28 protein-coding genes and 1 tRNA gene are annotated in these 22,804 nt (G+C 70.7%); 16 read left to right on the forward strand and 13 right to left on the reverse strand.

Features of this window, described 5'->3' with window-relative positions; translation table 11 throughout:
• The coding region (locus tag JWR86_RS16415) for an aldolase (RefSeq protein ID WP_299567447.1) at positions 1 to 573 on the forward strand (573 nt) is incomplete at its 5' end.
• Here the strand turns inward: JWR86_RS16415 and JWR86_RS16420 are convergent.
• The gene (locus JWR86_RS16420) at positions 545 to 1,156 is read right to left on the reverse strand and encodes a flavin reductase family protein (RefSeq protein WP_299567449.1); all 612 of its coding nucleotides are present in this window, start codon (positions 1,154 to 1,156) and stop codon (positions 545 to 547) included. The genes JWR86_RS16415 and JWR86_RS16420 overlap by 29 nt on opposite strands.
• A gap of 7 nt (positions 1,157 to 1,163) precedes the next feature.
• On the reverse strand, positions 1,164 to 1,727 hold the full coding sequence (locus JWR86_RS16425; protein WP_299567450.1) for a nitroreductase: 564 nt from the start codon (positions 1,725 to 1,727) through the stop codon (positions 1,164 to 1,166).
• Positions 1,728 to 2,001: 274 nt separating this feature from the next.
• Between JWR86_RS16425 and JWR86_RS16430 the strand changes: the two genes are divergently transcribed.
• Together JWR86_RS16430 and JWR86_RS16435 are read left to right on the forward strand one after the other, a co-directional pair.
• Positions 2,002 to 4,479 (forward strand): YfhO family protein, encoded by a 2,478-nt coding sequence (locus tag JWR86_RS16430; RefSeq protein WP_299567451.1) that lies wholly within the window; start codon positions 2,002 to 2,004, stop codon positions 4,477 to 4,479.
• Complete coding sequence (locus JWR86_RS16435; RefSeq protein ID WP_299567452.1) at positions 4,463 to 5,422, forward strand: hypothetical protein; 960 nt, start codon at positions 4,463 to 4,465, stop codon at positions 5,420 to 5,422. Before JWR86_RS16430 ends, JWR86_RS16435 begins: the two co-directional genes overlap by 17 nt.
• On the opposite strand, the gene yidD is transcribed toward JWR86_RS16435, so the two are convergent.
• Complete coding sequence (yidD, locus tag JWR86_RS16440) at positions 5,409 to 5,738, reverse strand: membrane protein insertion efficiency factor YidD (protein WP_299567453.1); 330 nt, start codon at positions 5,736 to 5,738, stop codon at positions 5,409 to 5,411. The two genes, JWR86_RS16435 and yidD, sit on opposite strands and share 14 nt — an antisense overlap.
• Positions 5,735 to 6,184: an iron-sulfur cluster assembly scaffold protein gene (locus JWR86_RS16445; protein ID WP_299567477.1), complete on the reverse strand. Its 450-nt coding sequence runs from the start codon at positions 6,182 to 6,184 to the stop codon at positions 5,735 to 5,737. The genes yidD and JWR86_RS16445 overlap by 4 nt, the downstream gene beginning before the upstream one ends.
• 74 nt (positions 6,185 to 6,258) lie before the next feature.
• Here JWR86_RS16445 and hisI point away from each other — a divergent pair, with 74 nt between their 5' ends.
• Both hisI and JWR86_RS16455 read left to right on the forward strand, forming a co-directional pair.
• Positions 6,259 to 6,666 (forward strand): phosphoribosyl-AMP cyclohydrolase, encoded by a 408-nt coding sequence (gene hisI / locus JWR86_RS16450; RefSeq protein ID WP_299567454.1) that lies wholly within the window; start codon positions 6,259 to 6,261, stop codon positions 6,664 to 6,666.
• Positions 6,667 to 6,740: 74 nt separating this feature from the next.
• Positions 6,741 to 7,754 carry a patatin-like phospholipase family protein gene (locus JWR86_RS16455; protein ID WP_299567455.1) on the forward strand — a complete coding sequence of 338 codons (1,014 nt, stop codon included), beginning with the start codon at positions 6,741 to 6,743 and terminating at the stop codon, positions 7,752 to 7,754.
• Here JWR86_RS16455 and JWR86_RS16460 read toward each other — a convergent pair.
• Both JWR86_RS16460 and JWR86_RS16465 read right to left on the reverse strand, forming a co-directional pair.
• Positions 7,736 to 8,167, reverse strand: a complete 432-nt coding sequence (locus tag JWR86_RS16460) for a CBS domain-containing protein (RefSeq protein ID WP_299567457.1) — start codon at positions 8,165 to 8,167, stop codon at positions 7,736 to 7,738. The two genes, JWR86_RS16455 and JWR86_RS16460, sit on opposite strands and share 19 nt — an antisense overlap.
• Before the next feature lie 73 nt (positions 8,168 to 8,240).
• Positions 8,241 to 9,050, reverse strand: coding sequence for a rhomboid family intramembrane serine protease (locus tag JWR86_RS16465; protein ID WP_299567458.1), 810 nt, complete (start codon positions 9,048 to 9,050; stop codon positions 8,241 to 8,243).
• 212 nt (positions 9,051 to 9,262) lie between these two features.
• On the opposite strand from JWR86_RS16465, the gene JWR86_RS16470 reads away from it, so the two are divergent.
• The 4 genes from JWR86_RS16470 to JWR86_RS16485 all read left to right on the forward strand — a co-directional run bounded on the left by JWR86_RS16470 (position 9,263) and on the right by JWR86_RS16485 (position 12,420).
• A complete protein-coding gene (locus JWR86_RS16470; protein ID WP_299567459.1) occupies positions 9,263 to 9,841 on the forward strand; it encodes a PAS domain-containing protein in 579 nt (192 codons plus the stop codon).
• 83 nt (positions 9,842 to 9,924) lie between these two features.
• Positions 9,925 to 10,545: a PilZ domain-containing protein gene (locus tag JWR86_RS16475; protein ID WP_299567460.1), complete on the forward strand. Its 621-nt coding sequence runs from the start codon at positions 9,925 to 9,927 to the stop codon at positions 10,543 to 10,545.
• A gap of 355 nt (positions 10,546 to 10,900) precedes the next feature.
• Entirely contained in the window at positions 10,901 to 11,533 is a 633-nt protein-coding gene (locus JWR86_RS16480) for a transglutaminase-like cysteine peptidase (protein WP_299567461.1), read from the forward strand.
• Positions 11,534 to 11,787: 254 nt separating this feature from the next.
• On the forward strand, positions 11,788 to 12,420 hold the full coding sequence (locus tag JWR86_RS16485) for a transglutaminase-like cysteine peptidase (protein ID WP_299567462.1): 633 nt from the start codon (positions 11,788 to 11,790) through the stop codon (positions 12,418 to 12,420).
• Positions 12,421 to 12,426: 6 nt separating this feature from the next.
• Here the strand turns inward: JWR86_RS16485 and JWR86_RS16490 are convergent, their stop codons facing one another.
• The 5 genes from JWR86_RS16490 to JWR86_RS16510 form a co-directional block, all read right to left on the reverse strand.
• Positions 12,427 to 12,957 carry a gamma carbonic anhydrase family protein gene (locus JWR86_RS16490; protein ID WP_299567464.1) on the reverse strand — a complete coding sequence of 177 codons (531 nt, stop codon included), beginning with the start codon at positions 12,955 to 12,957 and terminating at the stop codon, positions 12,427 to 12,429.
• Positions 12,958 to 13,033: 76 nt separating this feature from the next.
• Positions 13,034 to 13,363: a hypothetical protein gene (locus tag JWR86_RS16495; RefSeq protein ID WP_299567465.1), complete on the reverse strand. Its 330-nt coding sequence runs from the start codon at positions 13,361 to 13,363 to the stop codon at positions 13,034 to 13,036.
• 79 nt (positions 13,364 to 13,442) lie between these two features.
• Positions 13,443 to 13,655: a DUF3126 family protein gene (locus tag JWR86_RS16500; RefSeq protein WP_299567466.1), complete on the reverse strand. Its 213-nt coding sequence runs from the start codon at positions 13,653 to 13,655 to the stop codon at positions 13,443 to 13,445.
• Positions 13,656 to 13,739: 84 nt separating this feature from the next.
• Complete coding sequence (gene cysE, locus JWR86_RS16505; protein WP_299567467.1) at positions 13,740 to 14,573, reverse strand: serine O-acetyltransferase; 834 nt, start codon at positions 14,571 to 14,573, stop codon at positions 13,740 to 13,742.
• A gap of 62 nt (positions 14,574 to 14,635) precedes the next feature.
• The gene (locus JWR86_RS16510) at positions 14,636 to 15,424 is read right to left on the reverse strand and encodes an alpha/beta fold hydrolase (protein ID WP_299567468.1); all 789 of its coding nucleotides are present in this window, start codon (positions 15,422 to 15,424) and stop codon (positions 14,636 to 14,638) included.
• Positions 15,425 to 15,516: 92 nt separating this feature from the next.
• On the opposite strand from JWR86_RS16510, the gene JWR86_RS16515 reads away from it, so the two are divergent.
• From JWR86_RS16515 to JWR86_RS16530, 4 genes are all read left to right on the forward strand, one after another.
• The gene (locus tag JWR86_RS16515) at positions 15,517 to 15,762 is read left to right on the forward strand and encodes a zinc-finger domain-containing protein (RefSeq protein ID WP_299567469.1); all 246 of its coding nucleotides are present in this window, start codon (positions 15,517 to 15,519) and stop codon (positions 15,760 to 15,762) included.
• A gap of 4 nt (positions 15,763 to 15,766) precedes the next feature.
• Complete coding sequence (locus JWR86_RS16520) at positions 15,767 to 16,942, forward strand: FAD-dependent oxidoreductase (protein WP_299567470.1); 1,176 nt, start codon at positions 15,767 to 15,769, stop codon at positions 16,940 to 16,942.
• Between the two features lie 65 nt (positions 16,943 to 17,007).
• Positions 17,008 to 17,093, forward strand: a tRNA-Leu gene (locus tag JWR86_RS16525).
• A 117-nt stretch (positions 17,094 to 17,210) separates the two neighbouring features.
• Positions 17,211 to 17,648 (forward strand): MaoC family dehydratase, encoded by a 438-nt coding sequence (locus tag JWR86_RS16530; RefSeq protein WP_299567471.1) that lies wholly within the window; start codon positions 17,211 to 17,213, stop codon positions 17,646 to 17,648.
• A gap of 87 nt (positions 17,649 to 17,735) precedes the next feature.
• Here JWR86_RS16530 and JWR86_RS16535 read toward each other — a convergent pair whose 3' ends face one another.
• Positions 17,736 to 18,170, reverse strand: a complete 435-nt coding sequence (locus tag JWR86_RS16535) for a PRC-barrel domain-containing protein (protein WP_299567472.1) — start codon at positions 18,168 to 18,170, stop codon at positions 17,736 to 17,738.
• 154 nt (positions 18,171 to 18,324) lie between these two features.
• Between JWR86_RS16535 and JWR86_RS16540 the strand changes: the two genes are divergently transcribed.
• The 3 genes from JWR86_RS16540 to JWR86_RS16550 all read left to right on the forward strand — a co-directional run bounded on the left by JWR86_RS16540 (position 18,325) and on the right by JWR86_RS16550 (position 22,153).
• Positions 18,325 to 18,831 (forward strand): (2Fe-2S)-binding protein, encoded by a 507-nt coding sequence (locus JWR86_RS16540; RefSeq protein WP_299567473.1) that lies wholly within the window; start codon positions 18,325 to 18,327, stop codon positions 18,829 to 18,831.
• Between the two features lie 157 nt (positions 18,832 to 18,988).
• Positions 18,989 to 21,391, forward strand: coding sequence for a xanthine dehydrogenase family protein molybdopterin-binding subunit (locus JWR86_RS16545; RefSeq protein ID WP_299567474.1), 2,403 nt, complete (start codon positions 18,989 to 18,991; stop codon positions 21,389 to 21,391).
• Positions 21,392 to 21,484: 93 nt separating this feature from the next.
• On the forward strand, positions 21,485 to 22,153 hold the full coding sequence (locus tag JWR86_RS16550; RefSeq protein ID WP_299567475.1) for a hemolysin III family protein: 669 nt from the start codon (positions 21,485 to 21,487) through the stop codon (positions 22,151 to 22,153).
• Here JWR86_RS16550 and JWR86_RS16555 read toward each other — a convergent pair.
• The gene (locus JWR86_RS16555; RefSeq protein ID WP_299567476.1) at positions 22,117 to 22,740 is read right to left on the reverse strand and encodes a nucleotidyltransferase family protein; all 624 of its coding nucleotides are present in this window, start codon (positions 22,738 to 22,740) and stop codon (positions 22,117 to 22,119) included. The two genes, JWR86_RS16550 and JWR86_RS16555, sit on opposite strands and share 37 nt — an antisense overlap.
• Positions 22,741 to 22,804: the final 64 nt, after the last annotated feature.

Raw genomic sequence — 22,804 nt, forward strand, 5'->3', positions numbered from 1 at the left:
CACCTCGTGCAGAGCTGCACCGGCGGCGCCGGCCGGCTCTTTCTCGCTCTTGCCGGGATGGATGCAGCCGACGCCGACGCAGCGCTCGAAACCGGTTTGCGGGCGGGCGCACGCGGCATCGTGCTGCACCGCTGCGTCGGCCTGCGCGACGTCCAGCATCTGTCGGCCAAGCTGGCCGTGCATGAGGCGGAGCAGGATCTGGCGGAGGGCGCGATCGACATCGTGGCGGTGGTCGCAGACACCGCGGCCGGAATTCTGGCCCTGCCCTCGCTCGCCGGCGCACCCCTGCCTCGTCTCCTCGCGCTCGCCTGCGACACGGGGCTGCTGCGGGCGGAACTCGGCTGCGGCCCGGACGCGGCGGCGCTGCGGAGCGCGGCCGCCGCGACGGTGACCTGCGCGGCGGCAGCCGGCGCCGTCGCGCTCGCCATCGCCTCGGCGGAGGACCAGGACGACTCGCTGCGGGAGCTGCGCCGGGATGGGTTCGGAGCCGTCCTGGTCCGGACGGCGCCGCAGGCGGCGCTGGCGCGGCGGATCTTCGCCGAGGTCAGGCCGCTCCCGGGCGTTTCAGGGTGAAGCGCGTCTCCGGGGTGGCCACGAAGTAATCGTGGTAGCCGGTCCGCATGATGGGCCGCATCGCGGCCGTATCCACCAAGCCGTCAACGATGAAGCGGTCGTCGACATGGACCCCCACCACCTGACCCATCACGATGAAGTGCTCCCCCTGGCGACCGTCGAGCAGGGTCGGCCGGATGGTCTGCAGCCACTTGCATTCCAGCGCGGCCGGGGAGGCGGCGACCCGGGGCGGGGCCACCATGCGGGAGGGCGCAAGCTCGATGCCGGCATACTCGGCTTCGCTCTCTCCCCGCGGCAGCGGCGCGGCCGTCTGGTTCATCGCGTCGCGCAAATCCCAGGTGACGAGGTTGCAGACGAATTCCTTGGTCTCCTCGACGAACGCTGCCGCGTCTTTGCGGCCATACGATCCGAACGCCACCACGAAAGGGTTCTCCCCGAGGGCGTTGAAGAAGGAATAGGGCGACAGGTTGAGCTCGCCCTGGGCGCTCAGGGCCGTGATCCAGCCGATCGGACGCGGTCCGATCAGCGCCTTCATCGGGTTGAACGGAAGGCCGTGATCGTTGCGTGTCGCGTCGAAGAACATGGTGCGCTCACAACCGAGTGACGATGTCGGCCAGTTCCGGACGGGGCCGATCGGCCGGCCGCTCCGACGCGCGCCCGATATGGATGAAGCCGGCCATGGTCTCGTCCGGCTCGAGCCCGAGCGCGTCCAGGACGCGGCGGTCCGAGGCGTACCATTCGGTGAGCCAGGATGTCGCGAACCCCATCGCGTTCGCGGCCACCACCAGGTTCATGCACACCGCGCCGGCGGAGAGCACCTGCTCCCATTCGGGAATCTTGGCGTGCGGCCGCGCCCGCGAGACCACGCCGATCACCAGGGGCGCGCGGGCGAGGCGGTTGCGTTCGCCCAGCACCCGCTCGGGGGCCGCGCCGGGCTCGTCGGCCATGTAGACGGCCGCGATGGTCTCCCCGATCCGGTGTCGGGCCTCGCCGGCGATGACCAGGAAGCGCCACGGCGCGAGGCGGCCGTGGTCCGGCACGCGCGACGCAACGGTTAGCAGCGTCTCGAGTTCAGCCTCGCCCGGACCCGGACCGGTCAGCAGATGCGGTGCCACCGAGCGGCGGCTGCGGAGAAGGTCTAGGGGATCGTTCATCTTGCCTTCAGGCGACTGGACCGAAAAGGAGGCATGGACCGGCAGGCGCCCCGCCTGCCCGGTCCGTGGCGAATTCTCCCGTCATCGTTCCGTCCCGGTTCAAGCCCATCAAGGCGGGCCGGACGGACAGCGCCCCGGAGAGGGCGAGCGCTGGCCAAGAGATCGAGCCGAGGGGATCGGGCAGCGTGAGCGACTTCGAGACGCGTTGGGTGTATCGTACGGGGCGACCGGGTGTCGAGCGTGGCGCCGCCTCGTCCTTGGCCCGGACCCTCTGATGCCCGCCCAGTCCGCAGCCGTGCCCTACGGCGCAGCCCTGCTCGCGCCGGCGCGGGCCGGTCCGACCCGTCAGCTGGAGAGCGGCGCCTGGAGCTCGCGCGAGTTCTGGACCGCGATGGCGGTTGTGTTCGGGTTCTGGGGCGCGGCCGCGCTCGCCTGGCCGCTCACCGGCAGCGTGGTGCCGTGGGATTCCAAAAACCACTTCTACCCCATGCTGCGCTATCTCTCCGCCTCGCTGGCGAACGGGGAATGGCCGCTCTGGAATCCCTACCATTTCAGCGGCCACCCGACCGTGGCCGACCCGCAATCGCTGCTCTTCACGCCGACCATGCTGCTGTTTGCTGCGCTCGTGCCGCAGCCCTCCATGCAGCTGTTCGACCTCGTGGTCTTCGCCCACCTGCTGCCCGGGGCCGTTGCCCTGCTTCTGATCTTCCGCAGCCGCGGGTGGCGGCCGGAGGGTGGCGTCGTCGCGGCCATGATCTTCGTGCTCGGAGGATCGGCGTCGGCCCGCCTCCAGCATACGGGCATCATGTTCGGCTACGGGCTCTACCCCCTCGCCTTCTACTTGCTGGAGGACGCGCTCCGGCGCCGCTCCTACGGCATCGGTGCCTGTTTTGCGGCTGTGGCGGCCGTGATGGTGGTCGGACGCGACCAGGTGGCGTTTCTGTCCGGCCTGTCGCTGATCGGGCTGGTGGCCTGGCATGCGGCCGAATCCGGCCGGCCGTTCGGGTATCTGCGCGAACGGCTCGGTCCGCTCGCTCTCATGGGCGCCATCGGGGCCGCCCTCCTGGCCGTCCCCGTGCTGCTGACGGCGCAGTTCCTGACCACCTCGACACGGCCCTCCTTCGGCTATGGCGTCGCCGCCATGGGCTCGCTGCCGCCCGAAAGCCTGAGCACCATCCTGTTCGCCAACGTGTTCGGCTCCCTGCGCTGGACCTACGATTACTGGGGTCCCGACTGGCAATCCCTGTCGGAGGGAACCTGGACGGACCGGGCGACGAACTATCTGTTCGCCGGCACCGTGCCGGCCGTCCTGATCCTGTGGCACGGCCTCGCCGGCGGGCGCCTCATGGCGCGCGAGTTCCGGTTCTTTCTGGTGCTCGGTGGGGTGACGGTGACCTATGCGCTCGGCCGTTACACGCCGGCCTTCTCGCTGATCTTCGACAGCCTGCCCGGCGTGTCCCTGTACCGACGGCCGGCCGACGCGACCTTTCTCCTGAACGTTATGCTCGCCTTCGCGGGCGGCTACCTGGTGCACCGCTACCTCAAGGAGGGCGTGCCGCGGCTGCCGGCTCTGCGCGGCTCGCCCGGGGCCGCGATCCTGGTGGCGGTCACCATCGCGCTGGTGGCGGCCGCGGTTCTGTCCTCCCTCACCTTCGCCATCCGGGGCCGCCAGGGCGCGGCCGCCGCGGCCGAGATCGCGGTGACAGCTGGGGCTGCCGCCGTGCTGGTCGTGTTTCTGCTGCGGTTCGGCCGCGGCGCGGTGGCCCGCGGCCTCGCGGCCGGCGTGCTGGTGGCCGCGACGGGGGGCGAGCTCCTGTGGCGCAACGCGGCCTCCGCCCTGAATGCGGAGCCGGCGGACCGCTACGCCGTGTTCCGCACCCTGCCGCCCGATCAGATGCAGGGGCTGCATGTGCTGCGGACCGAACTGGCGGCCCGGCATGCGCGCGGCGAGCGGCCCCGCGTCGAGATCCTCGGCCTCGGCGGCGCCTGGCAGAACGCCTCCATGGTCCTCGGCCTCGAGGACACCATCGGCTACAACCCGCTGCGCCTGGCCGATTACGAACGGGCCATCGGGCCGGGCGAGAACGCGGTGGATCCGAATCTGAGGCAGTTTCCGGGCACCTTCCGGGGCTATCGCTGCCGGCTGGCCGGGCTGCTCGGCCTCGAATACCTGGTGCTCGACCGCCCGGTGGACCGGCTGCCGAAGCACTTTCCGCGGCTGACCGGCGTGCAGCTCCTGTTCGGCTCCGGCTCCATGTGGATCTACAAGCTGAGCCCGAGCGCGCCGCGTGCGTATCTGGCCACCCGGCTGATGCCGATCGATTCCGACACCGTCCTGTCCCAGGAGGAGCTGCCGGAATTCGACCGAACCAACACCGCGCTGCTGGAACAGAGCGAGGTCGAGGCGCTACAGGCAGATTACGGGCTGCGGGACGACTCGCCGGAGCCGTCGGCCGTGAACGGATCGGTGACGATCCGCTCCTACCGCCGCAATACCGTCTCACTCGACGTCGATACGGACCGCAACAGCGTCGTGGTCCTGCACGACATCTTCTACCCTGGCTGGGAAGCGACCGTTGACGGCAAGCCCGCCCGTATCCTGCGCACCAACGTCCTGTTCCGCGGCGTCGAGGTCGGGCCCGGGCGGCACGTCGTCGAATTCCGCTTCCGCCCCCTCTCGGCCGGAAACCTGCTCGCCGCCGCCACCGGCCTGGCCGGGCGTGGCGAGGGCGCGGATGCGACCGAGCGCTGAGGCGGCGCTGCGGACGGCCCTCCTCGGAGCCGCCCTTCTCGCCTCGGGCCTCGCGGCGGCACAGCCGATGCCGCCGCCGGCCTTCCGGGGAGCTCCGGCCGGCGCCACCCCGGAGCCCAGCCTCCCTGCCCTGCCGACGCTTCCCGCCGTGCCGCCGGCCGCCACACCGGCGGTCAACGGGACCGGCTCTGAGACCCTGTCCCTGTCGGCCAGTTTCGCGGGTGACACGCGGCCCATCCGGTCGGGCCTCGTCTGGCGCATCTATGAGAGCCCCGCGCCCGGCAGCGAGCCGAAGCTGCTGCACAAGCTGACGACCCCGACCCCGACGGCGACCCTGCCGCTCGGCACCTATCTGGTCCATGTCGCCTACGGGCTTGCCAGCACCACCAAGCGGATCACGCTGACGGAGGGTGCCGTGACCGAGCGGCTCTCGATCGCGGCCGGAGGACTGCGCATCGCTGGGGCGATCGGCGACGTGCCGATCCCCCCGAACCGGCTCAGCGTGGCCATCTTCCAGCCGCTGCCGAACGACAACGAAGGCCGGCTGATCGCCGCCAACATCAAGTCGGGCGACCTCGTGCGGCTGCCGGAAGGCAGCTACCACGTGGTCTCCACCTACGGGGAATCGAACGCCATTATGCGGGCGGACCTCAAGGTGGATCGCGGCCGCATCACGGACGCCACGCTCAACCACCGGGCGGCCACGCTCACCCTGAAGCTGGTTGCCCACGAGGCGGGCGAGGCCTTCGCCGGCACGGCCTTCAGCGTGCTCACGCCGGGCGGCGACGTGATCCGCGAGGCGATCGGCGCCTTCCCGACTGTGACGCTGGCGGAGGGGGACTACGTCCTGATCGCCCGCCACGGCGGCAAGGTTTACACGCGCGAGTTCAAGGTCGAGAGCGGCCTCGATCGCGACGTCGAGGTCCTGGTCACACCCGGCTGAGGGGCGAATCGCGCCGGATTGGAGGGCACCCGTTGGTGCCGCGCCAGCGGCCATAGCGCCAGGGGCTGTGCCAGGCCGCCCCGGAGGGCAGCTCCTCGCACACGAAATCGAGCCCGGCCGTGCCGCCCGGACCGCAGCGGCAGAAGCGTGCGAGGCTCATCCAGGCGCCGGGCCAGGCGCCGTGCCGCTCCACGGCTTCCAGCGCATATTCGGAGCAGCTCGGCAGGTGCCGGCAGGTGCGGCCGATCAGTCCGGACAGCGTGAGCTGGTAGATCCTGATGAGGCCCCGCAGGGCCCGGCCCGGCGCGCCCGTCACGACGACGCGGCGTCGCGCCCCGCCGCCTTGGCCTTGTCGAGCGCATCCACGACGGCATCGAAGGTCAACAGCGTCGAAGCATGCCGCGCCTTGAAGTCGCGCACCGGCTCCAACACGGCGAGATCGGCCCAGCGTCCGGCCGGAGGCGAACCGCCCTCCTTCAGCATGCGGCGGACCTCCTCGCGGACCTGCCGCAGCTCTGCGGCCGTGGAGCCGACGACGTTGCGGCCCATGATTGACGAGGAGGCCTGGCCCAGCGCGCAAGCCTTCACCTCATGGGCAAAATCCGTCACGCGCTCGCCGTCGGTCAGGAGGTCCACCGTCACGGTGGAGCCGCAGAGGCGCGAATGCGCCGTCGCGCTGCCATGGGGCTGCGGCAGCCGGCCGAGCCGCGGGATATCGGCCGCAAGCTCCAGAATGCGTCGGTTGTAGATGTCGTCAAGCATCAGGGCGGCGCGGGGTTCAGCCTTCGGCTCCAACCATATAGGGAGGGCCGCGCCCTCGCGCGAGTGAGATCCCCATGGCCGTGCCGTCCGCATCCGTCAGCCGCAAGCATCTGGAAGAAGGCGACGAGTTCCTGCCGCGCTTCGGCCCGGACGGCCTGTTGACCTGCGTGGCCACGGAGTGGCGCACCGGGGAGGTGCTGATGGTGGCCCACATGAACCGGGAGGCGCTGGACCGGACGCTCGAGACCGGCGAGGCCTGGTACTGGTCCCGCTCGCGCGGCGAGCTGTGGCACAAGGGTGCGACCAGCGGGCAGATCCAGCGAGTGCACGAGATGCGGGTCGATTGCGACCAGGACGCCGTCTTGATCCGCGTCGAGGTCGGGGGCGACGGCGGCTGCTGCCACACCGGCCGGCAGAGCTGCTTCTACCGCGTCGTGCTTCCAGGCACTGCTGAGGGCCCGGGCCGGCTGGCGCGCCGGTGAGGCGGCGGCTCATTCATCGCCTTTTCACCCGCGCCCCGCATGATCACGCGATCGAACGGGACGGAGGACCCGGGATGCTCTTCGACGGCTTCAGCCGGCTCGCCTTCGGCAATGCTCCGGAGGGACGCACCGGCTCGCCCGCGGCACCCGCTCCCGAACACCGAAAGCTGCGGCTCGGCCTTGCGCTCGGGGCCGGCGCGGCGCGGGGCTGGGCCCATATCGGCATTCTCCGGGTGCTGGACGAGGCCGGATTGCGGCCGGACGTCATTGCCGGCTGCTCGATCGGCGCGGTGGTCGGCGGCTGCTTCGCGGCCGGCAAGCTGGACCCGCTGGAGGCTTTCGCCCGCACGCTCACCAAGCGCCGGATCATGGGCCTGCTGGACTTCCACATCACCGGCTCGGGCCTGATCGGCGGCGACCGGCTGCGCAAGCTTCTCGACGTGGATCTCGGCCCGCAGCGGATCGAGGACCTGCCCATCCGGTTCGCGACCGTCGCGACCGAATTCGGATCGGGCCACGAGATCTGGCTGACGCGGGGCCCGCTGGTGGAATCGCTTGGCGCCTCCTACGCGCTGCCCGGGATCTTCGATCCGGTCCGCGTCGGCGGCCGGTGGCTGATGGACGGCGCGTTGGTGAACCCGGTTCCGGTGACGGTCGCCCGGGCGCTCGGGGCCGATCTCGTGGTCTGCGTCAACCTGAACGGGGAGATCCGGCTGCGGGGCACCGTGATCCAGGCCCCGGCGGAGGACGAGCCGGCCGAGGCGGGCCAGGGTGAGACCGATGCGAGGGGCCTGTTCGGAGGCGGGAGCCGGCGCCGCAGCGGCGCGCCCGGCATGGCTGCCGTGATGATCGACGCCTTCAACATCACGCAGGACCGCATCTCGCGCTCCCGCCTTGCTGGCGACCCGCCGGACGTGATGATCGCTCCGAAGCTGCAAAGCGTCGGCCTGTTCGAATTCCACCGCGCCGCCGAATGCATCGACAAGGGCGCGGAGGCAGCGACCCGCATACTGCCCGACCTGCGCGACGTGCTCGGGGCGGTCGCGAGTGCCGTCCAGACCGGCACGCCTCAGGCTGTCGCGATGTAGTCCCGCAACGCCTTGTGCTCGGCCTCCATCTCGGCGAGCCGGTGCTTCACGAGGTCGCCGATCGAGACCATGCCGCCGAGCCGCCCGGCCTCCACCACGGGCACGTGCCGAAACTTGCCCTCGGTCATGACGGCCATCAGGCTCGGGATGGTGTCGGTCGCCGAGCAGGTTGTGACCTTGCGGCTCATGCGGCGCGAGACCGGCTCGGACAGCGCCTCCGCGCCGTTCTCGGCCAGGGCCCGCACCACGTCCCGCTCCGACAGGATGCCCTGAACGGAGCGGTCGGCATCGACCACGACCACGGCCCCGATCCGGTGCTGGCTGAGCATGTCGATCGCCTCGGCCACGGTCTGGTCCGGCCTGATGGTGATCGTGCCACGGCCCTTGTCGGCCAAGATCTGCTCGACGCTCATCGCCTGTCCCCCCCTCGCCCGCCGGCGTGGCGGGCGGCGTAGGGTCTCAGTGTCGCGAAAGCCCGAGCGGCGTTCAAGCGGCCGTGTGCGGGCCGGGGTCGATCAGCGGAAAGAGGGCGAGCCCGACCAGCAGCCCTCCGATATGGGCCTGCCACGCGATTCCGGCCCCGTCGGCAATGCCGAGCGGGACGGCGACGAGCCCAAAGAGCACGTTGGCCAGGAGCCAGATGCCGAGGAAGACCACCACGTTGCGGTTGCCCAGAAAACTCCAGTCCGGCCGGGCCTGTCGGCGGCCCGGCGGATAGCCGCCGGGGAAGCCCGCCGGGCGGGCGAAGACAAAGGTCGCGGCCGCGGCCATCAGGCCCGACACGGCGGCCGACAGTCCGATCATCGGCTGCACCCCGAGGGGGCCGGTGACCCATTGCGCCAGCGCCCCTCCCACCGCCGCCGCCGCCGCGAGCAGGAGCGAGCGCAGGGCCCCAGCCCGCCGCACCACCGGCGAGCCGAAGGCAGCGAGCCACACGCCGTTCAGCACGAGATGCGTCCATGAGCCGTGCAGCAGGGCGTAGCTGAGCCAGGTCCAGGGCCGGGCGCTCCCCTCCGCCACCAGATAGCGGGCCCAGGCCAGACGCAGCGCGAGGAGGTCGGGATCCCCGCCCTCGCGCTGCACAGCCTCCAGGACGTCCTGGGCGGCGGCCACACCCCAGCTCACCGACCAGGCCGCCGGCACAAACGCCGTTTCAATCAGCAGCCGAGCGTCCGTGGCGTCGTCCAGCCACGTCCTCACGGCGTGGATCACCACGAGAGACGCCATGGCGACCAGCAGCGCCGTGGGGATGTTGATGGCCCGCTCGCGCGGCGTCGGCGGGTTGCTCGGTGTCATGGATCCAGCTTGGGAAGCTGATTCGCGCGGGGCAAGCCGGACGCGGCGAATGGGCTGGGGATTAACCTTGATCGAACCCTACCGCGAATGCGGCGAAGCCCGGCGTGTAGCCTGCACCTCCGCACCCGATTCGGCGAGGTCGTCCCGCAACGGCGGCGGCCTGACCCGTCCAGAGGCAGAGCGAGCGGCCCCCCGTCGGGTCGAATACCAAAATGAAACACGCAACCTCACGGATGCTCTTCGCATATTGGGACGGGCTGCGCGGCGAGCGTGCCGCGCCCGAGCGCGCCGACATTGCGCCCGGCGCGATGCGGCATGTGCTGGCCGACACCTTCATCCTGGCGAACGAGCGCCACGCCGCGCCCGCCTTCCGGCTCGCCGGAACCCGCATGTCGGCCCTGTTCGGGCGGGACCTGCGCGGCCAGCTTTTCGGCGACCTCTGGGGGCCGGGCCGGCGCGAGGCCGAAGGCATGGCCCGGCTCGCCGCGGAAGACACGATCGGGCTCGTGGTCGGCCTGCTCGGCCGCAATGAGAACGGGTCCGAGCTCCCGCTGGAGATGCTGCTGCTGCCCCTGCGCCACCGCAGCCGCACCGAGGCGCGCCTTCTCGGTGCCCTGTCTCCCGCCTGCGTCCCGGCCTGGGCCGGGCTCGTTCCCCTTCGGTCGCTCGAGACCTGCTCGCTTCGCATCGTCCAGCCGCGGCGCGATTCGGACAGCCAGCCGTCGCCGGCCCGGCCGTCGCCGGCCCGGCGGCGGACGATGTTCGTGGTGCATAGCGGCGGGCGCGCCTGAGGCTCGGTTCTGGCGACCGATTCCATCCGCCGTTAACCGCCCCCTGCTAGCCTCCCCTGCGCGATGACACTGATCGAGGCGCAATGAGTGCGATCCTGGCGAGAGCGCCCCGACTGGCCGCCCGCCCGGTGGAGCGGCGTCGGCATCAGCGCGTCACCGTGGCGCTGCTCGGCCGCTACATGCTGTCGGACCGGCAGGAATACCCCTGCCAGACCGTCGACATCTCGCCCGGCGGCGCGCTGGTGGTCGCGCCAGTCCGCGGGCAGATCGGCGAACGCGTCATCGCCTATCTGGAGCATATCGGCCGCGTGGAAGGCGAGATCACCCGCCACGTCCCGCACGGTTTCGCGTTCAGCTTCGCAGCCGCGCCCCGCAAGCGCGACAAGCTCGCCTCGCAGCTCACCTGGCTGGCCAACCGGCAAACGCTCGGTTTGCCCGAGGACCGTCGCCACGAGCGCATCGTGCCCCGGGCGCCGGCGGTCGTGCTCCGCCTCGAATCCGGCCGCGAGTTCGAAGGCCGGCTGATCGACGTCTCCCTGTCGGGCGCCGGCATCACGCTGGACGGCAGCAAGCCAGCGATCGGCACCAGCCTGAGCGTGGGCAGCACCTATTCCAAGGTGGTGCGCCACTTCCAGGGCGGGATCGCGGTCGAGTTCAAGCTCGCCCTGTCCCCCGACCGGCTGGACGAGAACATCATTCTCTGAGCCGCTGCGCGGCCTGAGGCCGGCCGCCGTCGCCTCGTCGACAAAGCGCGCACGCCCGCCAAAGGCGCGCCGACGCATCTGTTGCGCGCGTCGCGCTGTCGTGGCGCGCTGTTTCCGAGCGCCCCAGCTCCGCCCCGCTGTTCGCCCCCCGGCTCTGCTCCCGAGCGCGTGAGCCTGTCGCGGCGGGCGCCGGCCCGCACCGATCCGAACAATTGTCAGCATTCGGCAACGCCGCTGTTCAGCTTACCTCGCGTCAACAATTTGCGTAGGTGCGGTTCGATCAAATTGTCCGTATCCGTTTCAGCTCAAAAGGAGTGGGCCAGATCATGTTCTCCCCCGGGACAGGGGGAAGAACATGTTCAAGACGACGAGGACCATCATCTCGATCGGGCTTTCCGCACTGGCTCTGATTGCTGGAGCCGCGACGGCGAATAGCCAGAGCCTCGCGCGTCTGTCGGCGGTTTCCACGCCGGCCCCGGTGGGCGGCGAGGCCCGCCCCCTGGCCGCCTGGGCCGAGTTCTGCCGCCGCGTCCCGGCCGAATGCAGCGTGAACCCCGCGGAACCGGCCACCGTGACGCTCACCGCGCGGGTCTGGCAGCAGATCGTCTCGGTCAACCGTCAGGTGAACAGTTCCATCCGGGCCGTCACCGACGAGGAGCATTGGGCCGTGGCCGACCGCTGGGACATCCCGACCGACGGCGCCGGCGATTGCGAGGACTTCCAGCTCCTCAAGCGCAAGCTGCTCACCGAACAGGGCCTTCCCCGGCGGGCGATGCGGATGACGGTGGTGGTGGACGAGAAAGGCGAAGGGCACGCCGTGCTGATCATCCGCACGCACCGCGGCGACCTCGTGCTCGACAACAAGACGGACACCGTGATGCCCTGGTTCGACACCGGCTACATCTTCGTGAAGCGGGAAAGCGAGGACCGGCTCGGCTGGGTGTCGCTGGGCGGGGCCGTCTCCCCGACCGTCACGGCCAACCGCTAGCAGCCGGGCGCCGGACAGCCCTTTGCGCCGCGGGGTCGGCCCGACCTTCCCCCAAATTCCTGGCCGATCGCGCGGCGGGCCGGTCGAGAGACCGGCTCGCGACTTTGGAACCACACCCGGACTTCAACGTTAACGGTGGTTTAATTTCCGCCTTGAGCCCCGGCCGGACCCGTGAGATCACGGTTAAGGAAATCATAACCGGCCGGTGGGGCATGCTTACAGTCGGTGTCGTTGCGCGGAAGCTCAAGCGCTTCATGTGCGGGGCAATCGGAGCGCTGACCCTCTGCGTCGGAGCGAGTGCGCTCGACGGGACGGCCTTCGCCCAGACCTTCGCCGCTCTGCCCAAGGCGGGCTCCGTGGGCCGCATCGAGGGCACGGGCTTCGCCCGTCCGGTCCGGGCCTGGACCGCCTTCTGCGCCAAGGATCCTGGCCAGTGTGACGTGGACCTCAGCGAAGCCACGACGATCACGCTCACGCCGCGCTTGTGGAAGGCGCTGAACACCGTGAACCGGCACGTGAACGCCACCATCAAGCCGGTGACGGACATGGAGCATTGGGGGATCGTCGACCGCTGGGATCTGCCGACCGACGGCGCGGGCGATTGCGAGGACATCCAGCTGCTGAAGCGCAAGCTGCTGGTCGAGGAGCATGGGCTGCCCAGGCGGGCGCTGCGGATGACCGTGGTGATCGACGATCAGGGCGAGGGCCATGCGGTGCTGATGGTGCGCACCAGCGACGGCGAGCTGATCCTCGACAACAAGCGCGGCGCCGTCCTGCCCTGGCACGAGACGGGCTACGTCTTCGTGAAGCGCGAGGGCCAGGACGGCCGCGACTGGGTCTCGCTCGGCGACCGCTCCTCGCCGGTCACCACCGCCAACAACCGCTGAGTCGACTCAGCCGATCCGTTCGAGCCCGGCCCGGAATCGGCGCCAGTTCCGAACATACCCCGCTCCCGTCGCCTCCAGTCCAGCCACGGCAGCGGCGTCGAGCTGGCGCACGGCCTTGGCCGGCGCGCCCACGATCAGCGAACCGGGCGGAAACGTCTTGTTCTCGGTGACGAGCGCATTCGCACCGACCAGGCTGCCGGCGCCGATTCGGGCCCCGTTCAGCACGGTAGCGCCCATGCCGATCAGGACGTTGTCCTCCAGCGTGCAGCCATGCAGCACCGCGTGGTGCCCGATGGTGCAGCCCCGCCCGATCTGCATCGGAAAGCCCATGTCGGTGTGCAGCATGGCGCCTTCCTGAACGTTGGTGCCCTCGCCGAGCTCAATCCATTCGTTGTCGCCGCGCAGCACGGCCCCGAACCAGATCCCAACGTCGCGACCGAGGCGCACGCGGCCGATCACATGCGCGTCGGGTGCGATCCAGAAGGCGTCCTCGGCCGGGAGTTCGGGGCGCGTTCCGTCGAGGCTGTAGATCGGCATGCTGTTCTCCCCCGCCCGGCGCGACCGGCACGCCTGCCGCATCCGCGGGCCTGGAGAGAACGCCGGGCCGCAGCTGTCAAGCCGGGACGAGGAGAAGCGCGGCGTCGAGCACGAGACGCCCGCACAGCATGCTCCAGAAGCCGGCGATCACCGTCGCCAGCACCACCGCCGCGACCGGCCGGCGGTCGAGCCGGCGGCCGCGGATCGTGTCGTGGAGGATGATCGCCGGTGCGGTGAAGATCAGGATCGGGATGCTGAGAATGGCCTCGATCCCGCCCTGCTGCAGGAGGCTGAAACTGACCGGCCGGTCCGCGATCAGCTGGTAGACGCTGGCCAGGAGACCGGAGAACGCGAAGCCAAGGCCGAGCGCCTTGAGCAGTTCCAGGCTGGTGGGCGTGAAGGACATGGGCGGGCCTCCCGCGCCGTTTTCGCCCGCCTTTCACCTTTCGTTAAGCACGACCTCGCGGCAGGGTTAACCGGTCACCTTACCCCTCGAGGTCGACATCCAGGATCGGCATGGTCAGGACAAAGGAGCGGTCGCCGTCCTCGTCGTCCAGCGACACCGTGCCGATCTGCTCGTCGCCGAGATAGAGATCGGCCGAATCCGATTTCTTCGGACGCGCCGTGATCTTGATGGAATTGTTGGAGAATTTCTGGCGAAGGTAGCGCTCGATCTTCGCGATTTCGGTCTTGTCCACGTTACCCCCTACGGCCCGTTCGATGCGGCCATGCGGTCGTCCACCCGAGGCTTGCCACGGGGGCCGGCGGGCGGCAAGCGGCGCTCACCCCTGCTGCTTTTCCGACAGGATCTGGTCCATGGACCGGGCCGGCTCGGCACAGCCGGCCGTGCCGACGACGCGGGCCGGCACGCCGGCCACGGTGGTGTTGCGGGGCACGGGTTGCAGCACCACGGAGCCGGCGGCGACCCGGGCGCATTGTCCGACCTCGATGTTGCCCAGGATCTTGGCGCCCGCCCCGATCAGCACCCCGCGCCGGATCTTCGGGTGGCGGTCGCCCCGCTCCTTGCCGGTGCCGCCCAGCGTCACGCCCTGCAGCATCGATACGTCGTCCTCGATGACGGCCGTCGAGCCCACAACGAGCCCGGTGGCGTGGTCGAGAAAGATGCCGCGCCCGATCCGGGCAGCCGGGTGAATGTCGGTCTGGAACACCTCGGAGGCGCGGCTCTGGACGTAGAGCGCGACGTCACGCCGCCCCTCTTCCCAGAGGGCGTGCGCCAGCCGATGCGTCTGGATGGCGTGGAACCCCTTGAAATAGAGCACGGGCTCGATCAGCCGCCCGCAGGCCGGATCGCGATCCGCGACCGCCAGGATGTCGGCCCGAAAGGCCTCCCCGAGCCCGCGGTCGCGCTCCGCGACCTCCCGATAGATCTGCCCGATCAGCTCCGATGAGAGCGCCGGATGCCCGAGGCGGCTCGCGACCCGGTGGATCACCGCGCCCTCGAGGCTCTCGTGATTGAGGATGGTGGTCACGACGAAGGTCGCGAGTGCGGGCTCGGCCTGCACCACCGCCTCCGCGTCCTGGCGCAGCCGGGTCCAGACGGGATCGATGACCCCAGCCACGGAGGATGCCTCGCGGCGCGTGAGCGAATGGGTCATGAAACACCTCTGCCGTCATCACCTTACCAGCAAGGCATGACATTCGGATAACGGCGACCCCGTCAGCCGAGCTCGCGCAGGAAGGCCAGCACGCCCTCCTTGTGGGTGCGGTCGCCCACTGCGAGATTGTGGTCCCGCCCCGGAATGTCCAGAGCCCGCGCGTCCGGCATCAACGCCGCGAGCTCGGACGCCGACCCGGCGATCGGATCGCGCGTGCCGACCGAGACGAGAGTCGGAACCGCGATCCGGCCCACCTCCTCGCGGGTCAGCGTCTGTCGAGTGCCCCGGATGCAGGCGGCGAGCGCCTTGAGGTCGCTGCCGTTCAGCTCGGCGAAGGCCCGGAACATGCGCTGCGTCGGGTCCGTCAGGACATCGACCGAGGGCGCCTCCATGGCGTCCGCAATCCCGGGCGGCAGGCCGACCCCGTGCACGAGGTGCATGCCGAGCCCGCCCAGCAGCAGGGACCGGACCCGCTGCGGGTACAGCAGCGCCGTGTAGGCGGAGATGCGGGCCCCCATGGAATAGCCCATCACGTGGGCGCGCGGGATGCCGAGATGGTCCAGGAGGCCGACCGCGTCCCGGGCCATCAGCGGCGTGTCGTAATCGGCCACGTCGTGGAACTTGGTCGAGCCGCCATGGCCGCGATTGTCCAGCGCCACGACCCGGTAGCCGGCCCGCGTCAGGGTGCCGGTCCAGGAGGGCGCGACCCAGTTCACGACATGGCTCGAGGCGAAGCCGTGGATCAGCAGCACGGTCTCGGGCTCGCCGCCGGCCGGGGTCGCCGGCGGGAGGTCGATGAAGGCAATCTCCGCCGCGCCGATCCGGGCGAGCTTCGGCTCGGGCGCGCTCACAGTCGCGCTCCGGCGATTGCCGCCCTGCCCGGCGCGTGCGAGACAGCGGCCGGGCCCGAACGGGGCCGTGTCACGCTGATGGGGCTGAGCTGATGGCGGTGTCGGGCGTTCCGCATTTCCATAACGATCCGGGCGTCCGCGTCATCCATGTGGGATCGCGGGAGTTCATGTGCATCGGGGCGACGCCGCCGTTCGACCACCCGCATATCTTCATCGACATGGGGCAGGAGGACGAGGCCATCTGCTCCTATTGCGGCACCCTCTACAAATACAAGCCGTCCCTGTCGGCCGGCCAGGTGGAGCCGGAGAGCTGCCTCTGGACCGACCAGGCGGCGTGACCGGGTGAGGGTCGCGATCGTCGGGGCCGGAATCGGCGGCCTCGCGACGGCGCTCGCCCTCGCCGGCCGTGGCCACGAGATCACGGTCTACGAACGCCGCACCGGCTTTGGCGAGCTCGGGGCCGGCATCCAGCTCTCCCCCAACGCAACGCATGTTCTGGCCGGGTTCGGCCTCGGCCCCGCCCTCGCCCGCATGGCGACGGAGCCGGAGCGCGTCCGCATCCGGTCGCTCCGCAGCGGGCGCGAGATCGGCGAGGTCGCCCTCGGCGCCGCCGCCCGCGAGCGCTTCGGGGCGCCCTTTCTGGCCGTGGCCCGAGCCCATTTGCACACCGCCCTCCTGGACGCGGTGCGGGGTCGCCCGGAGATCCGCCTCCGGGTCGGCCGCAGCCTCGTCCGGATCGACGAGCGGGAAGCCGAGGCCGATCTCGCCTTCGAGACGGAAAGCGGCGGGCGCGAAAGCGCGACGGCCGACCTCGCGGTCGGGGCGGACGGCCTGTGGTCGCGGGCCCGATCGGCGATCGGTGACGAGCGTCAGCCCCGCCATGCCGGATTCGCGGCCTACCGGGCGAGCGTGCCGACGGCCGAACTGCCCGACTCGTTTCGGGCGGCCGAGGTCGGCCTGTGGCTCGGCCCCGCCCGCCACCTCGTCCACTACCCGGTCGCGGGCGGGCGCTCGCTCAATGTCGTGGCGCTCGCGCCCCGGGCCGACCCGCTCGAAGGCTGGTCGCGCGAGGAAACGCCGGACCACGTGCTCCAGCTTTTCGCCGGACGCGGCCCGACCGAGGTGCTGAAGGCGGCCCGGGCGTGGTCGGCCTGGTCGCTCTACGAACTGCCGACCCGCCGCATCGCGGGGGCGCGCGTGGCGCTGGTCGGCGACGCGGCCCATCCTGTCCTGCCCTACCTGGCCCAGGGCGGCTCGCTGGCGGTGGAGGACGCGGCGCATCTGGCGGCCCTGCTCGCGGGCTCGCGGCCGGACGTTCCGGCCGCGCTGCTGCGCTACGGGCGCGAGCGGCTCGACCGCGTGCGCCGGATTCAGGCGGCGGCGCAGCGCAACGGCCGCGCCTACCATGCGGGCTGGCCCACCTCGCTGGCCCGCGACCTCGTGATGCGCCGGCTCGGCCCCGCCGGCATGCTGGCGCGCTACGGCTGGGTCTACGGCTGGCGGCTGCCCCCGGCCTGACCGGGCTGGCGCACGGCCCGGGCCATGCTAGGCATGAGGCGCCGCCCGGCCCGCCGGGCCGGCCTGCGGACGTGGCGAAACTGGTAGACGCAATGGACTTAAAATCCCTCGGGCCTGGCCCGTGCGGGTTCGATCCCCGCCGTCCGCACCAACACACCTCGCGCCTGCCCCGAGCCGACGAACGCGCGCCGCTGCTGCGCCCCAGGCTTTTCTGGCTTGATCTGCCGAGCAGATCTGCTGCTAATCGCGTGTCGATCCAGAAACCACGATGGCGGAGCCCGAGCGGATGTCCTCTTACGAGACTATTGAGGTAGGAACCCAAGAGACGTTCGCTCGCGTGATCGACGGAGCGGCGATCGATTCATTCGCGAATGCAATCCAGAGTTTCCATCCGATCCACACGGACGGCGAATGGGCGCGAAAGAACGCGGGATTACCGGACCGCGTGGCGCACGGCCTCATGACGTCGGCCCTGATGTCGCGGCCCATGACGGACCTGCTCCAACGCTGCGACCTCAAAACCGTGCTGCTGTCGATTACCACCAAGTACCTGCGCCCCGTCGTGTGCGGCGACACGGTCACCACGACTGTGCGACTTGCCGAGAAGATGGATCCGCGCAAGCGCGTCCGCTTCTCCGTCGAATGCACTAATCAGCGCGGCGAGGTCGTCATGGTTGGCGATGCCCTGGAGCAGGTCATCGACTAGCCTCGCCCGGCTCTCGCCCGCGGCACAACTTGCGGGGCGCTTCGGGCGCGCCTCCTGGCCGGCTCCGTCGCGCCCGCACGGGCCGGCTCAGGCGGTCGGCGCGGTGCGGTAATAGGCGTCCACCCGCCGGCCATATTCGTCGTCCGTGAACGGGTCGTCTCCGGCCCCGTGCCGCGGCGCCCCGGCGAGCCGCGTCTGGTCGATGTCGACCACATAGCCGCCGAGCCGCACGTCGTAGGTGAGCGCGCGCCAGGGCAGCGGGTGGTAGCTTTCGCCGATGCCCAGGAAGCCGCCAAAGCTCATCACCGCGTAGGCGACCTGGCCCGACACCTTGTCGACCATGAAGTTGTAGATGGTGCCGAGCTGCTCGCCGGCCCGGTCGAAGACCGGCGTGCCCTCGACCTTGTTGGAGGCGATGAGGCGGCGGGTCTCGTCCGTGGCGATGCCCTCGGCGGTGGGGTCGAGCTCCATGGAGCCCGGGCTTCGAATGGCACGTTCGTTCGATGGCAGCTCTGTCGGCATGGCGGCCCCCTGTTGCGGGATTCAACGGCGCCGGCGCGGTCCGGTTCGGGCCCGCCCGCTTGACCCCCGCTCCGCCGCTCGTCCACATTCGCCTTGGAACAGATCGAAGCGGTGGCAGGGGCACAGGCCGCCACCGGCTCGGGGAGACAGCGTGATGGCGGCCGTGGCGATGACGGTGAACGGCAAGGCGGTGTCGGGGGATGTCGACCCCCGCACCCTGCTGGTCCAGTACCTGCGGGACACGCTGCGGCTGACCGGCACGCATGTGGCCTGCGACACCAGCCAGTGCGGCGCCTGCGTGGTCCATCTCGGCGGCGAGGCCATCAAGAGCTGCACGATCCTGGCCGTGCAGTGCCAAGGCGCCGACATCCTGACCATCGAGGGGCTGGCGAACGGGGCCGAGCTCCATCCGATGCAGGCGGCTTTCCGCGAACACCACGGGCTGCAATGCGGCTTCTGCACGCCCGGCATGATCATGACCGCCGTCGACATGGTGCGGCGGCTCGGCCACGAGCTCGACGACCACACGATCCGCGAGGAGCTGGAGGGCAATCTCTGCCGCTGCACCGGCTACCACAACATCGTGAAGTCGATCGCGGCCGGCGCGCGCGCCATGGCGCCCGGGGCCGGCGGCGAGCCGCTGCGCGTCGCAGCCGAATAGCCTGCGGGCCGCGGCCGGCCGCCTCGGCACTCGGGAGCCGAGGGCCGGAGCGGCAGCCGTCCGAGATGGTGCGACAACGCCGGCGCAGATCGGCGACGTCAGCCTGTATGGGGTCCGGGCACGCCTTCGGCGCCCCCGGACCGACCGGGAGGAAGAGATGGCCGCCACAACGACGGGCGTCGGCGCGCGCGTGCAGCGCCTCGAGGACAAGCGCTTCATCACCGGCCGCGGCCGCTACACGGACGACATCGAGCGCCCCGGCCAGCTGCACGCCTACTTTCTCCGCTCGCCGCACGCACACGCCCGCATTCAGGCCATCGACACGGAGGCCGCCAGGGCGGCGCCCGGAGTGGCGGCCGTCTACACGGGCCGCGACATCAAGAAGTTCGTGCCGACCTCCGACGACCTCACCGAGGAGGATATCGGCGGGCTCATCTGCGGCTGGATGATCCATTCCAAGGACGGCTCGCCCATGAAGGGCTCGGCCCATCCGGCCCTCGCCCGCGACACCGTCCGCTATGTCGGCGACCACGTGGCGGTGGTTGTCGCGGAGACCCTGCGGCAGGCCCAGGACGCGGCCGAGCTGATCGCGGTCTCCTACGACCTCCTCGAACCCGTGACCGACACCGCGACGGCCCAGCACGAGGGCCAGGCGGAGGTGCATCAGGGCATCGCCCGCAACACCGTCTTCGAGTGGGAGCTCGGCGACCGGGCGGCGACGGATCAGGCCTTTGCCCGCGCGGCGCACGTGACCCGGCTCACCTTCACCAACAACCGGCTGGTGCCGAACCCGATGGAGCCGCGCGCCGCCATCGGGGAATATGATCCGGGTGAGGAGCAGTTCACGCTCCACACCACGAGCCAGAACCCGCATGTCGCGCGCCTGATCCTCTCGGCCTTTGTCGGGCTCGCGCCGGAGCACAAGCTCCGGGTCATCGCGCCGGATGTGGGCGGCGGCTTCGGTTCCAAGATCTTCGTCTATGCCGAGGAGGTGGTGTGCCTGTGGGCGGCCCGGCGCCTCAAGCGGCCGGTGAGATGGGCCTCGGAGCGGACCGAGGCCTTTCTGTGCGACGCGCATGGGCGCGACCACGTCACCACGGCCGAACTCGCGACCGACCGGGACGGCACCATCCTGGGGCTGCGGGTGAAGACGGTCGCCAATCTGGGGGCGTACCTTTCGACCTTCGCGTCCTCGGTCCCGACCTATCTCTACGCCACCCTGCTGTCCGGCCAGTATGCCATCCCGGCCATCCATGCCGAGGTCGACGCGGTCTACACCAACACCGCGCCGGTGGACGCCTACCGGGGCGCGGGCCGGCCCGAGGCGACCTTCGTGGTGGAGCGGCTGGTGGAGGTCTGCGCGCGCGAGCTCGGCATGGACCCGGTCGCGTTCCGGCGGAAAAACTTCGTCACCAGCTTCCCGCATCAGACGCCGGTGATCATGACCTACGACGCCGGCGATTACGACGCCGCCATGGTCAAGGCGCTGGAGATGGCCGACATCGCCGGCCTGCCCGAGCGCAAGCGCCGCTCCGCGGCCGCCGGCAAGCTCCGGGGGGTCGGCTACTCGGCCTATATCGAGGCTTGCGGCATCGCTCCGTCCCAGGCCGTCGGATCGCTCGGCGCGGGCGTGGGCCTGTGGGAATCGGCCGAGGTGCGGGTCAATCCGACCGGCAACATCGAGGTGCTGACAGGCTCGCACAGCCACGGCCAGGGCCACGAGACCACCTTCGCCCAGCTCGTCTGCGAGCGGCTCGGCGTGCCGATCGACACGGTCAAGATCGTGCACGGCGACACGGACAAGGTGCAGTTCGGCATGGGCACCTACGGCTCGCGCTCCGGCGCGGTCGGGATGTCGGCCCTGTCCAAGGCGCTCGACAAGATCGTGGCCAAGGGCCGCAAGGTCGCCGGCCACGTGCTGGAGGCCTCCGAAGGCGACATCGAGTTCAAGGACGGGCGCTTCCAGGTCGCCGGCACCGACAAGGCGCTGGGCTTCGCCGACATGGCGCTGCAGGCCTATATCGCCCACAAGTTCAACGGCTCGGAGCTGGAGCCGGGGCTGAAGGAAGGGGCCTTTTGGGACCCGACCAACTTCACCTTCCCGGCCGGGGTCCATATTTGCGAGATCGAGATCGACCCCGAAACCGGCACGAGCCGCATAGACCGCTGGACCGCGGTCGACGATTTCGGGCGGGTCATCAACCCGATGATCGTCGAGGGCCAGGTGCATGGCGGCATCGCCCAGGGCATTGGCCAGGCCCTGCTGGAGGGCGCGCGCTACGACCCCTCGGGCCAACTCGTGACGGCGAGCTTCATGGACTACACCATGCCGCGGGCCGGCGACCTGCCGGATTTCGCGCTGGGCCTGACTGTGACGGACTGCCCCTCGAACCCGCTCGGCATGAAGGGCTGCGGCGAGGCCGGCGCCATCGCGGCCCCGCCCGCGGTGGTGAACGCCCTCACCGATGCGCTCGGCCACGAGCACGTCACCATGCCGGCGACCCCCGAGGTGATCTGGCGGGCCGTCCGGCACCGGAGCCTGCCGATGGCGGCGGAATAGCGCGCCCGGACGGGCTCGCCGCATCCTTTCAGCTGTCGTGACGGCGCCACGATTCCCGTGGCAAGCTCGGCCCGAAACGGAGCGGAGGAGCCGATGCTGGACGCGGACGGGCGGCCGATGCACGTGTCGTGGCGCTATACCCGGGCCGAGATCGTGGCGGACGCGGTTGTCCACGTTCTCGGCATCGTGTTCGCGGTCGCCGGCGCGATAGCCCTCGTGGTGCTGGCGGCCGACGACGGCACGCCGGGCCAGATCGCGGCCGTCACCATCTACGCCGTGTGCCTGATCTGCCTGAAGGCGGCGTCGGCTGCCTACAACATGTGGCCCGTGTCGCGGACCAAGTGGCTGCTGCGGCGGTTCGACCACGCCTGCATCTTCCTCCTCATCGCGGCCACCTACACGCCGTTCATGACCCGGTTCCCGTTCGGGCCCGTGGCAGTCGCGCTGTTTGTCGGCGTGTGGTCGGTGGCGATCTTCGGCGCAACGCTGAAACTGACGCTGCCCGGCCGATTCGACCGGCTCTCCATCGCGCTCTGCCTGCTGCTCGGGGCGAGCGGCGGCATCGTCTGGGACAGCGTGTCGGCCGCGCTGCCGCCGGACACCCTGAAGCTGATCCTGCTCGGCGGTTTCATCTATGCCGGCGGCGTGGTGTTCCACGTCTGGCAATCGCTGCGCTTCCAGAACGTCGCCTGGCACGCCTGCGTGCTGGCCGCGAGCGCCGTGTTCTACGTAGCGATCCTGAACGGGGTCGTGCTGGCCTGATCGGCGTGCCGCAGGCGCTCCAGCGCCTCGGCCGTGTCGACATCCTCCGTCACGGCGGCGGTGTTCACCTCGATCTCGACCACGTCTTCGCGCCCCCGCAGCAGGGGCCCTGCCCCGGCGTCGCCCGAGAGCCGGGCGATCTCGGGCGCGAGCCGGCCGGACAGGAGAACGGGGTTGCCGCGGCGGCCGCGATGGGTCGGCACCAGCGCCGTCGGCCGCCCCGCCTCCCGCCACGCCGCGAGCAGGCCGGCGACCAGGTCCGGCCCGACAAGCGGCATGTCGCCGAGCAGAACCAGCGCCGCCTCCGTGCCGTCGGGCAGCGCCGCGAAGCCGGCCCGCAGCGAGGTCGAGAGCCCCTCGCCATAGGCCGGGTTCGGCACCAGGATCACGTCGAGACCGGCCAGGGCCCTCCTGACCCGGTCCGCCTCGTGGCCGAGCACCGCGATCACCGGCTCGGCCCCGCCCCCGAGCGCGGCCTCGGCGGCGCGGCGCACGAAGCTCTGGCCGTCATACTCGGCCAGCATCTTGGGCGTGCCGGCGAAACGGGTGCCCCGCCCGGCCGCCAGGATGATGGCCGCGACGCTCACGGCTCGCTGTCCGGCTCGCCGCCTTCGCGGGGCTGCGGCCGCGACACGATCTCCATCAGAAGGC

Source organism: Enterovirga sp., assembly GCF_028290205.1.
Classification (GTDB): domain Bacteria; phylum Pseudomonadota; class Alphaproteobacteria; order Rhizobiales; family Beijerinckiaceae; genus Enterovirga.

What these genes read in the sequence shown, in the direction of transcription:
- JWR86_RS16435 (WP_299567452.1), top strand. Translation starts at nt 4,463, where the DNA reads ATGCGACCGAGCGCTGAGGCGGCGCTGCGGACGGCCCTCCTCGGAGCC.
- JWR86_RS16530 (WP_299567471.1), top strand. Translation starts at nt 17,211, where the DNA reads ATGGCGGAGCCCGAGCGGATGTCCTCTTACGAGACTATTGAGGTAGGA.
- cysE (WP_299567467.1), bottom strand. Translation starts at nt 14,573, where the DNA reads ATGACCCATTCGCTCACGCGCCGCGAGGCATCCTCCGTGGCTGGGGTC.
- JWR86_RS16420 (WP_299567449.1), bottom strand. Translation starts at nt 1,156, where the DNA reads ATGTTCTTCGACGCGACACGCAACGATCACGGCCTTCCGTTCAACCCG.
- hisI (WP_299567454.1), top strand. Translation starts at nt 6,259, where the DNA reads ATGGCCGTGCCGTCCGCATCCGTCAGCCGCAAGCATCTGGAAGAAGGC.
- JWR86_RS16480 (WP_299567461.1), top strand. Translation starts at nt 10,901, where the DNA reads ATGTTCAAGACGACGAGGACCATCATCTCGATCGGGCTTTCCGCACTG.
- JWR86_RS16545 (WP_299567474.1), top strand. Translation starts at nt 18,989, where the DNA reads ATGGCCGCCACAACGACGGGCGTCGGCGCGCGCGTGCAGCGCCTCGAG.
- JWR86_RS16475 (WP_299567460.1), top strand. Translation starts at nt 9,925, where the DNA reads ATGAGTGCGATCCTGGCGAGAGCGCCCCGACTGGCCGCCCGCCCGGTG.
- JWR86_RS16485 (WP_299567462.1), top strand. Translation starts at nt 11,788, where the DNA reads ATGTGCGGGGCAATCGGAGCGCTGACCCTCTGCGTCGGAGCGAGTGCG.
- JWR86_RS16430 (WP_299567451.1), top strand. Translation starts at nt 2,002, where the DNA reads ATGCCCGCCCAGTCCGCAGCCGTGCCCTACGGCGCAGCCCTGCTCGCG.
- JWR86_RS16550 (WP_299567475.1), top strand. Translation starts at nt 21,485, where the DNA reads ATGCTGGACGCGGACGGGCGGCCGATGCACGTGTCGTGGCGCTATACC.
- JWR86_RS16455 (WP_299567455.1), top strand. Translation starts at nt 6,741, where the DNA reads ATGCTCTTCGACGGCTTCAGCCGGCTCGCCTTCGGCAATGCTCCGGAG.
- JWR86_RS16445 (WP_299567477.1), bottom strand. Translation starts at nt 6,184, where the DNA reads ATGCTTGACGACATCTACAACCGACGCATTCTGGAGCTTGCGGCCGAT.
- JWR86_RS16515 (WP_299567469.1), top strand. Translation starts at nt 15,517, where the DNA reads ATGGCGGTGTCGGGCGTTCCGCATTTCCATAACGATCCGGGCGTCCGC.
- JWR86_RS16535 (WP_299567472.1), bottom strand. Translation starts at nt 18,170, where the DNA reads ATGCCGACAGAGCTGCCATCGAACGAACGTGCCATTCGAAGCCCGGGC.
- JWR86_RS16470 (WP_299567459.1), top strand. Translation starts at nt 9,263, where the DNA reads ATGAAACACGCAACCTCACGGATGCTCTTCGCATATTGGGACGGGCTG.
- JWR86_RS16425 (WP_299567450.1), bottom strand. Translation starts at nt 1,727, where the DNA reads ATGAACGATCCCCTAGACCTTCTCCGCAGCCGCCGCTCGGTGGCACCG.
- JWR86_RS16540 (WP_299567473.1), top strand. Translation starts at nt 18,325, where the DNA reads ATGGCGGCCGTGGCGATGACGGTGAACGGCAAGGCGGTGTCGGGGGAT.
- JWR86_RS16465 (WP_299567458.1), bottom strand. Translation starts at nt 9,050, where the DNA reads ATGACACCGAGCAACCCGCCGACGCCGCGCGAGCGGGCCATCAACATC.
- JWR86_RS16460 (WP_299567457.1), bottom strand. Translation starts at nt 8,167, where the DNA reads ATGAGCGTCGAGCAGATCTTGGCCGACAAGGGCCGTGGCACGATCACC.
- JWR86_RS16490 (WP_299567464.1), bottom strand. Translation starts at nt 12,957, where the DNA reads ATGCCGATCTACAGCCTCGACGGAACGCGCCCCGAACTCCCGGCCGAG.
- JWR86_RS16495 (WP_299567465.1), bottom strand. Translation starts at nt 13,363, where the DNA reads ATGTCCTTCACGCCCACCAGCCTGGAACTGCTCAAGGCGCTCGGCCTT.